Origin of the sequence: Nocardia spongicola (genome assembly GCF_047200775.1) — a bacterium.
GTDB lineage: Bacteria > Actinomycetota > Actinomycetes > Mycobacteriales > Mycobacteriaceae > Nocardia.
Genome location: NZ_JBJZOO010000012.1, coordinates 20,437 through 32,546 on the forward strand (window position 1 = coordinate 20,437; position 12,110 = coordinate 32,546).

The following is a 12,110-nucleotide window of genomic DNA, read 5'->3' on the forward strand; positions in this document are numbered from 1 at the left end:
AGGCCCTCCAGCACCGCCGTGTAGGGGCCCTTCAGCGTCCACGCCTGCCCGCCTCATCCTGGGCCGGAGCATCCGGATCATCCGGTGGCAGTGGTCCGCGCACGGGTTCGTCGGTCGGATCGGTGCCCGCGTCCAGCGCGTCCCAGAGCACCCGCTCGGACAGCTGGGGGGTCGCTCCGCTCCGCTCCGGCTGCGTGTGCCGTTGGGTGACCTGCGCCGTGGCCGCGGCACGCCGGAAAACCGGGTTGTCGTATTTGCCGGACAACCGCGCTGTTTCCGAGGGCATCCGCGCCAACAGGACGCCTGCCCCCAAGGCGGCGATCGCGCCCGCTAATGCGATAACAGCGGGGAACGGCGCCGTAGTCACCTCCGCAACCTGCGCGCGGGCCGGGAGTTCGGCCAGTTGCGCGGCCCGTTCGGAGATCGTGCCCGACGTGGTCAACAGCGCGAACGCTGGTACCGCGGCCACCGCGGCGACCAGGGCGAGCAACACCCCGACCGCGCGACGCGGCCAGCCTCTTGTGGCCAGTACAGCCGCTATCGAGGCGAGCAACACCAATGCCAACGGCGTCAGCGCACCGAACCACACCCCGCCGACCAGCCGGTCGGTACGCGGCTGCGTGAGACCATCGGAGGAGTCGACCGTCACCCAGGTCATCCTGGACGATCCCCAGAGCGCGGCGGCGGCGATGGCGAGCAGGACGACGGGCCCTACCGGATACCCGCGGCGGGAATCGGTGGCAGGCGCGGAGTCACCCGACCCGCCCGCGGGAACCTGGAGCGCGTCCGCCGGGACACCGTCCGCGGGAGCGGGTTCGCGAGCCTGCCTCGGTTCGCCTTCCTGACCCGGCGCCGTCACAGCGCTTCGCCGTCCGGCACACCTGGTTGGGTGCCATAAGCCCGGACCGTCCCCGCGGCCGCGATCGCTTTCAATACCGCCATCGCCTTGTTGCGCGATTCCAGCTCCTCGTATTCCGGCTCGGAGTCCGCGACGACACCAGCGCCTGCCTGCACATAGGCTGTGCCGTCCTTCAGCAACGCGGTACGGATGGCGATCGCGGTATCGGCGTCACCGGCGAAGTCCAGATAACCGACCACACCTCCGTAGATGCCGCGCCGGGTCTGCTCCAACTCTTCGAGCAACTCCATCGCCCGCACCTTGGGGGCACCGGACAAGGTGCCCGCCGGGAAGCAGGCCCGCACCGCGTCCAACGCGATCCTGCCTGGTGCCAATCGTCCCGATACCGTCGATACCAGGTGCATCACATGGCTGTAGCGCTCGATGTGGCGATATTCGGTGACCCGCACGGTTCCCGGTTCACACACTCGGCCCAGATCGTTGCGGCCGAGGTCGACGAGCATGAGGTGCTCCGCGTTCTCCTTCTCGTCGGCGAGCAGGCCCTTCTCCAGCAGCAGATCCTCTTCCTCGGTACCGCCGCGCCAGCGGGTGCCCGCGATCGGATGAGTCGTCGCCACACCGTCCTGCACGGTCACCAGTGCTTCCGGACTGGAACCGACGATGGAGAACGCGGTCCCGCCGTCCCGGTCCGGGATGTGCAGCAGGTACATGTACGGACTCGGGTTCGACGCACGCAGCATCCGGTACACATCCAACGGCGCGCCCGCGTAATCCATCTCGAACCGCTGCGACAGCACTACCTGGAACGCCTCACCCGCCTCGATCTCCTTGACCAGGCGGCGAACTCCGGCACCGAATTCTTCGGGGGTACGTCTGCGGCGATAATGCGGTTCGGGCCGGTCGAACACCGACACGGTGGAGTCGGCCGGTGCGCCGAGCGCGGCGGTCATCCGATCCAGCCGAGCCACCGCGTCGTCATACGCCTCGTCGGCCCGCTCGGTGGTGCCGTTCCAGTTGACCGCGTTCGCGATCAGCGTGATCGCACCCTCGTGATGGTCGAACGCGGCCAGATCGGTAGCCAGCAGCAGCACCATCTCGGGCAATTCCAGATCGTCCAGCGCCAGATTCGGCAGCCGCTCCATTCTGCGCACCGCGTCATAGCCGAGGTATCCGACCATGCCTCCGGTCAACGGAGGCAATCCGGGCAAGCGCTCGGTACGCAGCAGCTCCAGGGTCTCGTGCAGCGCGCGCAGCGGATCGCCGCCGGAGGGCGCGTCGGCCGGGATATTCCCCAGCCACGCCGCCTCGCCGTCGACGACGGTCAGCGCCGAAGGGCTGCCCGCGCCGATGAACGACCACCGCGACCACGAGCGTCCGTTCTCCGCGGATTCGAACAGGAAGGTACCCGCCCGATCACCGGCCAGCTTGCGGTAGGCCGACAGCGGAGTTTCCGAGTCCGCCAGTACCTTCCTGGTCACCGGGACCACCCGGTGCTCCGCGGCGAGCTGGTGGAACTGTTCGCGGGTTGTGGTGGTGGGAGTGGACGTGCCTGACATGCACTCATCATCCCAGGCCGGATCGGCGGGCCGGGCAGCGGTGCCGCTGCCGACACCGCACGGGTGCGGAACCCGGCGCCGAAGCCGCGAGCGCACCGAGCCGGACCGGATATCCGATGCGGCCGGGCACCCGGTAAGTTGCTCGACTATGCAACCAGGACAGCTCGCTCCGCACTTCGAGCTTCCCGATCAATCCGGTACTCCCCGCTCACTGAGCGACTTACTGACCGGCGGTCCCTTGGTCCTCTTCTTCTATCCCGCGGCCAACACCCCGGTATGCACGGCCGAAGCCTGCCACTTCCGCGACCTTGCCGCCGAATTCGCCGCTGTCGGCGCAAGCTGCGCCGGTATCAGCACCGATGATGTGCGGACCCAGGCCGGGTTCGCCGAAAAACAGCGCCTCGGCTATCCGTTGCTCTGCGATACCGACGGCGCCGTCGCTGCCCGATTCGGTGTGAAACGCGGCCTGCTCGGCGCGCTGGCACCGGTGAAGCGCAAGACCTTCGTCATCGACACCGACCGCACCATCCGCAAGGTCATCACCGGCGAGTTACGCGCCACGGTTCATGCCGACGAGGCGCTGAAGTATCTGCGCACCGGATGATCCGGCAGTATCCACGCGGCCGGATCGCCGCGGCGACGCGCCGGATCGAGGTGGCGGATGCGGACCAGGAACGCGGCTTAGGCTGAATCCATGACTTCGACCGGGGTTCCACCGGACGAGCGCTCCGGCACGACCACCGTCTGGCGCGTCCGGATCATCGGCGGCGTCGCGGTCCTCGCTGCCCTCGTGATCAGCTACTTCGTCCTGTCCGCGTTCATCCCGCGCTGGTGGGCTCAGCGCGTCGGGGCGACGGTCGACGGAAGCTTCACCAAGGGCATCGCCTTGGGGCTGGGCTACGGCGGATTATGTACCGCTATAACACTCTTCCTGCTGCTGTTCGCCGTGCTGATCTGGCGCCGCGCAGCGGGCCGGTTCCTGGCCGGTGCCGCTGTGGTCATCGCGATCCTGTTCACGATCCCCAACCTGATGACGCTGACCATCGTGCTCGGCGCCAGTGGCGCCGCTCATGCGGGCGAGCGAATCCTGGATGTCGACGCGCCCGCGTTCCGCGGCGCTACCCTGGCAGGCGCACTCATGGCGCTGCTGTTGTTCCTCACCGTGGTCGGTCTGCTCCTGTTGCGCCGGTGGCGCCGCACACATCCACGCACTGCGCGGGATCAGAAATCCACCCGCGACACCAGCCACTCCGAGAATATGTGATGCAGATCACGTCATAGACCATCTCTATGACTGCTGAGTGAAGTCATGGCAAACTCATTGACACGGGTACCCATACCGGAAAAACGTCACGTGGCTTGAAAGAGGGCGCATGGTGACGAAGTGGCTCGATCCCGTCGAACAGCGAGCATGGCGTGCGATGGTGGCGGTACTGACCCGCCTACCTGGCGCTTTGGATACCGAACTACAGCGTGAGTCCGAAATGACACATTTCGAGTACTGGGTGCTGACTCTGCTGTCGGAACAACCGGATCACCGGTTGCAAATGAACGAGCTCGCCCATAAGGCAAACGCATCGCTATCACGGCTGTCGCATGTGGTGTCCAAGCTGGAGCGCATGGGCTGGGCCCAACGCTCGGCAACCGCCGGTCGGCGTGGTGTCCACGCCGTGCTCACCGATGACGGCTACCTGAGGCTCACCGCGGCCACACCGCACTATCTGGCCGCGGTACGGCAGCTGATCTTCGATGGGTTGGATACCGGACAGAAAGCCCGGCTCGCCGAACTGAGCGAACTACTTGCCACCCATCTCACCGACGCGCTCGACCCGAGCGGCGGGCTCACCACGGCGGGCAAGAACTACCAGTACCCGCCCGGCCCGTCCGAGGCCTGATCTGCCCGTTCAGGCCGGAGCGGCCAGCAGCACATCGGTATCGAAGCAGGTGTGTGTGCCGGTATGGCAGGCAGCGCCCTGCTGATCGACGACGAGCAGGATGGTATCGCCATCGCAATCGAGCCGCACCTCATGGACGTACTGGGTGTGGCCGGAGGTCTCCCCCTTGACCCAGTACTGCTGCCGAGAGCGCGAATAATACGTCGCCTTACGGGTTTCCAGCGTCCGCGCCAGTGCCTCATCGTCCATCCACGCGACCATCAGCACCGCACCGGTGGTCTTTTCCTGCGCGACGGCCGATACCAATCCGGCGTCGTTGCGCTTGAGACGGGCGGCGATGGCGGGATCGAGGCTCATAAGCACCGTTATAACAGGGTGGTGCGCCGCCCGGCGGATCGGACGCTATCGGACAACGATCTTCTCCTCCCGCATCGCCGCCTTGACCTGGCCGATGGTCAGCTCACCGAAGTGGAACACACTGGCCGCCAGCACCGCGTCGGCGCCGGCGTGCACAGCCGGGGCGAAGTGCTCGACCGCGCCCGCGCCGCCACTGGCGATCACCGGAACCGTGACAGCGGCCCGGACAGAACGAATCATCGGCAGATCGAAGCCTGCCTTGGTGCCGTCGGCGTCCATCGAATTGAGCAGGATTTCCCCGACACCGAGCTCAGCGCCGCGCACCGCCCACTCCACGGCATCGATGCCGGTGCCCCGTTTACCGCCGTGCGTGGTCACCTCCCAGCCGGAGGGGGTATCCGGTCTACCGTCCGGCACTGTCCGCGCATCCACCGACAACACAATGCATTGCGATCCGAATCGCTCGGACATCTCGCGCAGTACCTCGGGCCTGGCGATCGCCGCGGTGTTCACCGAGACCTTATCGGCCCCCGCGCGCAGCAGCCGATCCACATCCTCGACAGTGCGTACCCCGCCGCCGACGGTGAGCGGGATGAAGATCTGCTCGGCGGTGCGCGTCACCACATCGATCATCGTGCCGCGGTCACCGGTGGACGCGGTCACATCGAGGAAGGTCAGCTCGTCGGCACCCTGCGCGTCGTATAGGGCGGCCAGCTCGACCGGATCGCCCGCATCCCGCAGGTTCTCGAAGTTGACGCCCTTGACCACCCGGCCCGCGTCGACGTCCAGGCACGGAATCACCCGTACTGCCACCGTCATTGCCTCACCCTTTCTCCGCCGCCTCCGGGTCGGCGACCGTGCAGATCATGTCGAGCAGTTCTTCGTGCACACCAGGCGCGGCGGCCAGCACCGATCCGGACGTGATGGTCCACGGCGCACCTGTCAGATCGGTGATCACCCCGCCCGCCGCCCGCACCAGCGCGACGCCCGCCGCATTGTCCCAGGGATGGTGTCCGAAGACGATCGCACCACCGAGCACCCCGGAAGCAGTGAAGGCCAGATCGATGCCCGTGGATCCGTGCATCCGTACCCGCGAGGACAATCTGCTCAACGGGCCGAGCAGATCGAAACGGAACTGTCCTGGTATGCGACCGTGCGAGTCCACGTTGAACGCCCCGAACCCGATCATCGACTCGGCCAAGGTGCCACGGGGCAGCGGCGGCAGCGCACGGCCGTTCAGCAGGACCTGGCCACCGGCCATCGCGGCATAACGGCGGTCGAGCAGCGGCAACCAGGTCAGACCGAGCACCGGCTCACCATCGCGCACCAGTGCGAGCAGCATGCCCGACAGCGGGTGTCCGGCCGAGTAGTTGAATGTGCCGTCGATCGGATCGAGCACCCATGTGGTTCCCGACGTGAGCTGTGGACCGCCGAATTCCTCCCCGTGCACCTCGATTCCGGTGCGCCGCAGCAGTTCGGCGGAGACCGTGCGCTCCAATTCGAGATCGAGCTCGGTTGCGAAGTCGGTCCGGCCCTTGGCCACCGCACTCGGCGCACCGATCCCCTCGACGAATCGCGCGGACACCGAGTCGAGGACCTCGCTCGCCACCGCGAGCAGTGTCGACAGCTCCTTGGTCATCTCACCGCGGCCAGTGCCTCTGGCAACGTGAACCGGCCCGCGTACAGCGCCTTACCCACGATGGATCCCTCGACACCGTCCGGCACCAGCTCGGCGATCGCGACCAGGTCCGCGAGGGTGGAAACGCCTCCGGAAGCGATGACCGGTGCGTCGGTGGCCGCGCAGACCTCGCGCAGCAGATCCAGATTGGGGCCGGTGAGCGTGCCGTCCTTGGTCACATCGGTCACCACATAGCGCGAGCACCCATCGCGTTCCAAGCGTTCGAGCACCTCCCACAGGTCGCCGCCGTCACTGACCCAGCCACGACCGCGCAGACGATGCTCGCCATCGACGATGCGCACATCCAAGCCGACCGCGATGCGCTCACCGTGGCGGGCGATGGCCTCGGCACACCAGACCGGATCCTCCAGCGCCGCGGTACCGAGATTCACTCTGGCGCAGCCGGTGGCCAGCGCCGCCGCCAGGCTCTCGTTGTCGCGGATGCCGCCGGACAGTTCCACCTTGACGTCGAGTTCACCCACCACTTGGGCGAGCAGCTCCCGGTTCGAGCCGCGTCCGAAAGCGGCGTCGAGGTCGACCAGATGCACCCACTCCGCGCCCGCTTCCTGCCAGGCCAGCGCTGCCTCGCGCGGTGAGCCGTAGCTGGTTTCGCTACCGGCCTCCCCTTGCACGAGGCGCACGGCCTCCCCATTGGCGACATCGACGGCGGGCAGCAGCACAAGACTCACGAGAGCAGCCTAGTAGTTACCCGGCCATGTCCCGGCCTCGGGCCGGAACTGATGCGATCTCGATCACCGGCAGGTCAGCCCGAGTGCGTATCCACGATGCGGGTCAACAACGCGACCAGGGTCCCGCGGTCCGCGACGGAGAAACCGGCGAGCAGTTCGTCCTGCGCGCCTGCCAGCCGTGCGTCCAGTTCGTCCAGGTGCCGGGAACCCTCGGTGGTGAGAGTGACGATATTGCGCCGCCGATCGGCCGGGTCGGGGCTGCGCTCGACCGCACCACGCTCGGCGAGATCGTTCACCGCGGCGACGATATCGCTGCGATCGATACGGGTGCGCCTGCCCAATTCGGCCTGACTGACCGGGCCGAACTCCGCGAGCGTTGCCAGCAGGGCGTAGTGGTGCCTGCGGGAGCCGGTGGACTCGAGGGCCCGCTCGGTCACCCGGTTCGCTACGAGCGCAGCTTGATTGACCAGCCGGGTCGGCAGACCCCGAAGCCTGCTCGCAGCGCCCTCCTGCGCGATATCCATGCGGTCACCCTACCAATGGTTGTTGGTCACACCCACAGTTTGATACGTTGGCATAACCAACGTTGGTAATACCAACATTTTGCTGAGAGGAACGCTGATGCGCATGATCCGCCTCCCCCTGCTCCTGCTGTCCTTCCCGCTGCTCGCGCTCACTGCCGCCTGCGCATCCGGTGTGCCGGATCCCGCGCCGGAGGTACGCGAGCTGCTGGACCGCCAACAGATCACCGCGCTGGTCGACCGGCTCGGCCGCGCGCTGGACGAGAAACAACTCGACGAGCTGCTGACGATCTACACATCCGACGCCACCGCGGCGACACCCGGCGGCACCGCCGAGGGCCGCGACGCGCTGATCGCACAAGCAGGCCGCATACATACCCGCCGCGACCTGCACATCCAGCACGCCATCAGCAACGTGTTGATCGATCTGCACGGCGATACCGCGGAAGTCCGGGCCAACCTCATCGCCACCTTCACCCCAGTGGAGTCCGAAGGCGCACCTCCACAGCCGCAGTTCACCCTCGGTGAGATCTACCGCTTCGACGCGGTCCACACGCCGGAGGGCTGGCGGTTGTCCCGGGTACAGAGCATCCCGATCTGGTCGATCGGCACCCGGCCGTGATCACCACTCGGCAATGACTCGCTACGAGTCGGGCTGCGACTCGCCATGAGCAGGCGGTGACTCGCCGAACAGCAGGATATGCCGCATCTCTTTGTGCTGCGCAGAAGAATGGTCCCGCGCCCTGCGAGCGCGGGACCACCTGACCTACAGCGAGTGCACCCAGTTGCGCAGCAGATGCGCCCCCGCGTCACCGGATTTCTCCGGGTGGAATTGGGTCGCCGACAACGCGCCGTTCTCCACCGCGGCCAGGAACGGCCCTCCGTGCTCGGACCAGGTCAGTCTGGGCGCGGCGAAATGCTCACTCGGCGGCAGATCCCACGTCTGCGCGGCATAGGAGTGCACGAAATAGAAGCGCGTCTCGGCATCGAGGCCTGCGAACAGGACACTGTCGGCCGAGGGGGACACGATGTTCCAGCCCATATGCGGTAGTACCGGAGCGGGCAGACGTTCGACGGTGCCCGGCCATTCGGCACACCCATCGGTTTCCACGCCGAACTCGACGCCGCGTTCGAAGAGGATCTGCATACCGACGCAGATGCCGAGCACCGGGCGCCCACCGGCCAACCGCTGGCCGATCAGGCGTTCGCCCCGCACCGCACGCAGCCCGGCCATGCACGCGGCGAAGGCACCGACCCCTGGTACCACCAAACCGTCGGCGGCAAGTACGGCCTCGGGATCGGCTGTCACATCGACCCGAGCGCCCGCCCTGGTCAATGCCCGTTCGGCCGAATGCAGATTGCCCGAACCGTAGTCGAGCAGGACGACGGACTTCGTGCTCACAAGGTTCCCTTCGTCGAGGGCACTCCGCGCACCCGCGGGTCGAGTTCCACCGCGGCGCGCAAAGCCCGCGCCACCGCTTTGAATTCGGCTTCGGTGACGTGATGCTGATCGCGTCCGTAGAGCACCCGCACGTGCAGGGCGATCCGCGCGTTCAACGCGATCGACTCGAAGACATGCCGGTTCAGCACGGTGGAATACGGCGCGCCTGGCCCTGAGCCGGGAATCACCGCGTGCAGCAGGTGCTCCGGTTCACCGGTATGCACACAATAGGGGCGGCCGGACACGTCGACGACGGCATGCGCCAGCGTCTCGTCCATCGGGATATAGGCATCGCCGAACCGGCGGATGCCCTCCTTACTGCCCAGCGCCTGCCCCAGCGCTTGGCCGAATACGATCGCGGTGTCCTCCACCGTATGGTGCGCCTCGATCTCGATATCGCCCTCGGCGCGGACGGTCAGGTCGAAACTCGCGTGCGCGCCGAGTGCGGTCAGCATGTGGTCGTAGAAGGGGACGCCGGTGGCGATCTGGGTCTTGCCGGTGCCGTCCAGATCCAGTTCGACGATGATGCTGGATTCCTTGGTGACCCGCTCCACCCTGGCGGTCCTACTCATGCTCATATCCAATCGAATTGTCACCGAGGGGTTCCCGGCGCTGGTTCATCACGGTACGAGGTCGGTACCTGCCAGTGCGGCACTGACCTTCAGCAGTTCGTCGTTCTCGGCGGCGAGGCCGATGGTGGTGCGCAAGTAGCCGGGGATGCCGACATCGCGGATCAGCACACCCCGGTCCAGATAGCGCTGCCAGGTACACGCGGCATCGGTGAAGCGGCCGAACAGCAGGAAGTTGGCATCGCTGGGAATCACCTCGAATCCCAGCTCCCGCAAGGCCACCGCGACTCGATCGCGCTGCGCGGCCAGTTCGGCGACACTGCCGAGGGTTTCATCGGCGTGCCGCAGGGCCGCACGGGCGGCGGCCTGGGTGACCACCGACAGGTGATAGGGCAGCCGCACCAGCAGCAGCGCGTCGATCACCGCGGGCGCGGCGACCAGATAGCCGAGGCGACCGCCAGCGAAGGCGAACGCCTTGCTCATAGTTCTGGTCACCACGAGCTTGGCCGGGAACCGGTCGAGCAACCCGATGGCGCTCGGCTGCGCGGAGAACTCACCGTATGCCTCGTCGACCACAACGATGCCGGGCGCGGCATCGAGGATACGCGCCAGGTCCTGCGGCGGAATGCTGTGTCCGGTGGGATTGTTCGGGCTGGTCACGAAGACCACATCGGGAGCGCGTTCGGCGATGACGGCCAGCGCGTAGTCGATATCGAGAGAGAAGTCGGCGCTACGTTTCGCCTCGATCCACTCGGTGTCGATGCCCTCGGAGATGATCGGGTGCATCGAATACGAAGGCACGAAACCCAGTGCGCTGCGACCGGTCCCACCGAACGCCTGCAGCAGTTGCTGCAGGATCTCGTTGGAACCGTTGGCCGCCCAGACATTGCCGGTATCCACCGCGATACCGGTCTGGGTGGATAGGTAGCGCGCCAGATCGGTACGTAGCGCGACCGCGTCGCGGTCCGGGTAGCGGTGCAGGTCCGCGGCGGCCGCGCGCACCGATTCGGCCACATCGTCGATCAAGGCCCGGCTCGGCGGATGCGGGTTCTCGTTGGTGTTCAGCTGGACCGGGACCGTCAGCTGCGGTGCGCCGTAGGGTTTCTTGCCGCGGAGTTCCGTCCGCAACGGCAGCTCGTCCAGGGTCACTCGCGCGCCGGGCACGCTCATCGCCTCCGTCACGACAGCGCCTCGAAACGTGCCCGCACGGCTTGGCCGTGCGCGGGCAGGTCTTCGGCGTTCGCCAGCGCGACCACATGGCCCGCGACGTCCTTCAGCGCTGCCTCGGTGTATTCGACGACGTGGATACCACGCAGGAAGGTTTGCACGCTCAGGCCCGAGGAATGCCTGGCACAGCCCGCGGTCGGCAGGACGTGATTGGAACCCGCGCAATAGTCGCCGAGACTGACCGGCGCGTACGCGCCGACGAACACCGCGCCCGCGCTACGCACCCTGGCCGCGATCGCGGGCGCGTCGGCGGTCTGGATCTCCAGATGCTCGGCGGCATAGGCGTTCACCACGCGCAAACCCTGCTCGAGATCGTCGACCAGGACCGTGCCGGATTGTGTACCACTCAGTGCCTCACGCACCCGGTGGGCGTGCTTGACCACGGTCAATTGCGCGGTCAGCGCCGCGTCCACCGCATCGGCCAGCCGCGGGCTGTCGGTGACCAGCACACTGGCGGCCAGCACATCGTGCTCGGCCTGGCTGATCAGATCGGCGGCGACGTGCATCGGATCGGCGGTCGTGTCGGCGAGGATCGCGATCTCGGTAGGACCCGCCTCGGCATCGATGCCGACCAGGCCACGACACAACCGCTTGGCCGCGGTGACGTAAATATTGCCGGGCCCGGTGATCAGGTCGACCGGTTCCAGCGACGCGCCATCGGTGTCGACACCACCGTAGGACAACAACGCGATGCCCTGGGCGCCACCGACCGCCCACACCTCCTCGACCCCGAGCAGCTGCGCGGCGGCGAGGATGGTCGGGTGCGGCAGCCCGCCGAACTGCGCCTGCGGTGGCGAGGCCACCACGAGCGAGCCGACACCCGCGGCCTGCGCGGGTACCACGTTCATCACGACACTGGACGGGTAGACGGCGTTGCCACCAGGCACATACAGGCCGACCCGATCGACAGGCACCCAGCGCTCGGTCACCGTGCCACCGGGAACCACCTCGGTGGTCTTATCGGTGCGACGCTGATCCGCGTGCACGGTGCGGGCCCTGGCAATGGACTCCTCCAACGCGGCGCGCACCGCCGGGTCAAGGGTGTTCAGCGCGGCTTCCAATTCGGCGGCAGGTACTCGCACCGCCGCCGGAATCACCCCGTCGAATCGCTCGCTGTACTCCAGCACCGCCGATACGCCCTGATCCCGGACTGCCTCGACCACCGGCCGCACCTGATGCAACACCGAATCCACGTCGACTCCCCCACGCGGCAGCGCGGTACGCAGCTCGGCAATGGAAGGAGTACGACCGCGCAGATCGACGCGAGCGAGCTCGATGCGGGTTGTCATGTGGTGTCGGTCCTTGTCTCCAGCGGATT

General features: G+C 67.1%; 15 protein-coding genes. 4 read left to right on the top strand and 11 right to left on the bottom strand.

From position 1 onward, the window contains the following. Window positions 1-31 precede the first annotated feature (31 nt). Together ACL02S_RS18805 and ACL02S_RS18810 are read right to left on the bottom strand one after the other, a co-directional pair. Window positions 32-859 (bottom strand): TIGR02234 family membrane protein, encoded by an 828-nt coding sequence (locus tag ACL02S_RS18805; RefSeq protein ID WP_412803759.1) that lies wholly within the window; start codon window positions 857-859, stop codon window positions 32-34. Beyond that, entirely contained in the window at window positions 856-2,415 is a 1,560-nt protein-coding gene (locus ACL02S_RS18810) for an anthranilate synthase component I (RefSeq protein WP_412803760.1), read from the bottom strand. The genes ACL02S_RS18805 and ACL02S_RS18810 overlap by 4 nt, the downstream gene beginning before the upstream one ends. A gap of 148 nt (window positions 2,416-2,563) precedes the next feature. Here ACL02S_RS18810 and ACL02S_RS18815 point away from each other — a divergent pair, with 148 nt between their 5' ends. The 3 genes from ACL02S_RS18815 to ACL02S_RS18825 all read left to right on the top strand — a co-directional run bounded on the left by ACL02S_RS18815 (window position 2,564) and on the right by ACL02S_RS18825 (window position 4,310). Then, window positions 2,564-3,019: a peroxiredoxin gene (locus ACL02S_RS18815; protein WP_412803846.1), complete on the top strand. Its 456-nt coding sequence runs from the start codon at window positions 2,564-2,566 to the stop codon at window positions 3,017-3,019. Between the two features lie 90 nt (window positions 3,020-3,109). Next, window positions 3,110-3,679, top strand: coding sequence for a permease (locus ACL02S_RS18820; protein WP_412803761.1), 570 nt, complete (start codon window positions 3,110-3,112; stop codon window positions 3,677-3,679). A gap of 109 nt (window positions 3,680-3,788) precedes the next feature. Then, window positions 3,789-4,310, top strand: a complete 522-nt coding sequence (locus ACL02S_RS18825; RefSeq protein WP_412803762.1) for a MarR family winged helix-turn-helix transcriptional regulator — start codon at window positions 3,789-3,791, stop codon at window positions 4,308-4,310. Window positions 4,311-4,319: 9 nt separating this feature from the next. Here the strand turns inward: ACL02S_RS18825 and hisI are convergent, their stop codons facing one another. The 5 genes from hisI to ACL02S_RS18850 all read right to left on the bottom strand — a co-directional run bounded on the left by hisI (window position 4,320) and on the right by ACL02S_RS18850 (window position 7,558). Beyond that, entirely contained in the window at window positions 4,320-4,667 is a 348-nt protein-coding gene (gene hisI / locus ACL02S_RS18830) for a phosphoribosyl-AMP cyclohydrolase (RefSeq protein WP_412803763.1), read from the bottom strand. Window positions 4,668-4,712: 45 nt separating this feature from the next. After that, complete coding sequence (gene hisF, locus ACL02S_RS18835; RefSeq protein ID WP_412803764.1) at window positions 4,713-5,486, bottom strand: imidazole glycerol phosphate synthase subunit HisF; 774 nt, start codon at window positions 5,484-5,486, stop codon at window positions 4,713-4,715. Between the two features lie 4 nt (window positions 5,487-5,490). Next, the gene (locus tag ACL02S_RS18840) at window positions 5,491-6,306 is read right to left on the bottom strand and encodes an inositol monophosphatase family protein (protein WP_412803765.1); all 816 of its coding nucleotides are present in this window, start codon (window positions 6,304-6,306) and stop codon (window positions 5,491-5,493) included. Continuing rightward, complete coding sequence (gene priA / locus ACL02S_RS18845; RefSeq protein WP_412803766.1) at window positions 6,303-7,034, bottom strand: bifunctional 1-(5-phosphoribosyl)-5-((5-phosphoribosylamino)methylideneamino)imidazole-4-carboxamide isomerase/phosphoribosylanthranilate isomerase PriA; 732 nt, start codon at window positions 7,032-7,034, stop codon at window positions 6,303-6,305. The genes ACL02S_RS18840 and priA overlap by 4 nt, the downstream gene beginning before the upstream one ends. A 74-nt stretch (window positions 7,035-7,108) precedes the next feature. After that, window positions 7,109-7,558: a MarR family winged helix-turn-helix transcriptional regulator gene (locus tag ACL02S_RS18850; protein ID WP_412803767.1), complete on the bottom strand. Its 450-nt coding sequence runs from the start codon at window positions 7,556-7,558 to the stop codon at window positions 7,109-7,111. Between the two features lie 97 nt (window positions 7,559-7,655). On the opposite strand from ACL02S_RS18850, the gene ACL02S_RS18855 reads away from it, so the two are divergent. Next, window positions 7,656-8,177 (top strand): nuclear transport factor 2 family protein, encoded by a 522-nt coding sequence (locus tag ACL02S_RS18855; RefSeq protein ID WP_412803768.1) that lies wholly within the window; start codon window positions 7,656-7,658, stop codon window positions 8,175-8,177. 144 nt (window positions 8,178-8,321) lie between these two features. Here ACL02S_RS18855 and hisH read toward each other — a convergent pair whose 3' ends face one another. The 4 genes from hisH to hisD are packed head-to-tail and all read right to left on the bottom strand — an operon-like array spanning window position 8,322 to window position 12,081. After that, window positions 8,322-8,957, bottom strand: coding sequence for an imidazole glycerol phosphate synthase subunit HisH (hisH, locus tag ACL02S_RS18860; protein WP_412803769.1), 636 nt, complete (start codon window positions 8,955-8,957; stop codon window positions 8,322-8,324). Then, window positions 8,954-9,574: an imidazoleglycerol-phosphate dehydratase HisB gene (hisB, locus tag ACL02S_RS18865; protein ID WP_412803770.1), complete on the bottom strand. Its 621-nt coding sequence runs from the start codon at window positions 9,572-9,574 to the stop codon at window positions 8,954-8,956. The genes hisH and hisB overlap by 4 nt, the downstream gene beginning before the upstream one ends. Window positions 9,575-9,616: 42 nt before the next feature. Next, on the bottom strand, window positions 9,617-10,735 hold the full coding sequence (locus tag ACL02S_RS18870) for a histidinol-phosphate transaminase (protein ID WP_412803847.1): 1,119 nt from the start codon (window positions 10,733-10,735) through the stop codon (window positions 9,617-9,619). Between the two features lie 8 nt (window positions 10,736-10,743). After that, complete coding sequence (hisD, locus tag ACL02S_RS18875) at window positions 10,744-12,081, bottom strand: histidinol dehydrogenase (RefSeq protein ID WP_412803771.1); 1,338 nt, start codon at window positions 12,079-12,081, stop codon at window positions 10,744-10,746. Window positions 12,082-12,110: the final 29 nt, after the last annotated feature.

What these genes read in the sequence shown, in the direction of transcription:
- ACL02S_RS18810 (WP_412803760.1), bottom strand. Translation starts at nt 2,415, where the DNA reads ATGTCAGGCACGTCCACTCCCACCACCACAACCCGCGAACAGTTCCAC.
- ACL02S_RS18815 (WP_412803846.1), top strand. Translation starts at nt 2,564, where the DNA reads ATGCAACCAGGACAGCTCGCTCCGCACTTCGAGCTTCCCGATCAATCC.
- ACL02S_RS18820 (WP_412803761.1), top strand. Translation starts at nt 3,110, where the DNA reads ATGACTTCGACCGGGGTTCCACCGGACGAGCGCTCCGGCACGACCACC.
- ACL02S_RS18825 (WP_412803762.1), top strand. Translation starts at nt 3,789, where the DNA reads ATGGTGACGAAGTGGCTCGATCCCGTCGAACAGCGAGCATGGCGTGCG.
- hisI (WP_412803763.1), bottom strand. Translation starts at nt 4,667, where the DNA reads ATGAGCCTCGATCCCGCCATCGCCGCCCGTCTCAAGCGCAACGACGCC.
- hisF (WP_412803764.1), bottom strand. Translation starts at nt 5,486, where the DNA reads ATGACGGTGGCAGTACGGGTGATTCCGTGCCTGGACGTCGACGCGGGC.
- ACL02S_RS18840 (WP_412803765.1), bottom strand. Translation starts at nt 6,306, where the DNA reads ATGACCAAGGAGCTGTCGACACTGCTCGCGGTGGCGAGCGAGGTCCTC.
- ACL02S_RS18850 (WP_412803767.1), bottom strand. Translation starts at nt 7,558, where the DNA reads ATGGATATCGCGCAGGAGGGCGCTGCGAGCAGGCTTCGGGGTCTGCCG.
- ACL02S_RS18855 (WP_412803768.1), top strand. Translation starts at nt 7,656, where the DNA reads ATGCGCATGATCCGCCTCCCCCTGCTCCTGCTGTCCTTCCCGCTGCTC.
- hisB (WP_412803770.1), bottom strand. Translation starts at nt 9,574, where the DNA reads ATGAGCATGAGTAGGACCGCCAGGGTGGAGCGGGTCACCAAGGAATCC.
- ACL02S_RS18870 (WP_412803847.1), bottom strand. Translation starts at nt 10,735, where the DNA reads ATGAGCGTGCCCGGCGCGCGAGTGACCCTGGACGAGCTGCCGTTGCGG.
- hisD (WP_412803771.1), bottom strand. Translation starts at nt 12,081, where the DNA reads ATGACAACCCGCATCGAGCTCGCTCGCGTCGATCTGCGCGGTCGTACT.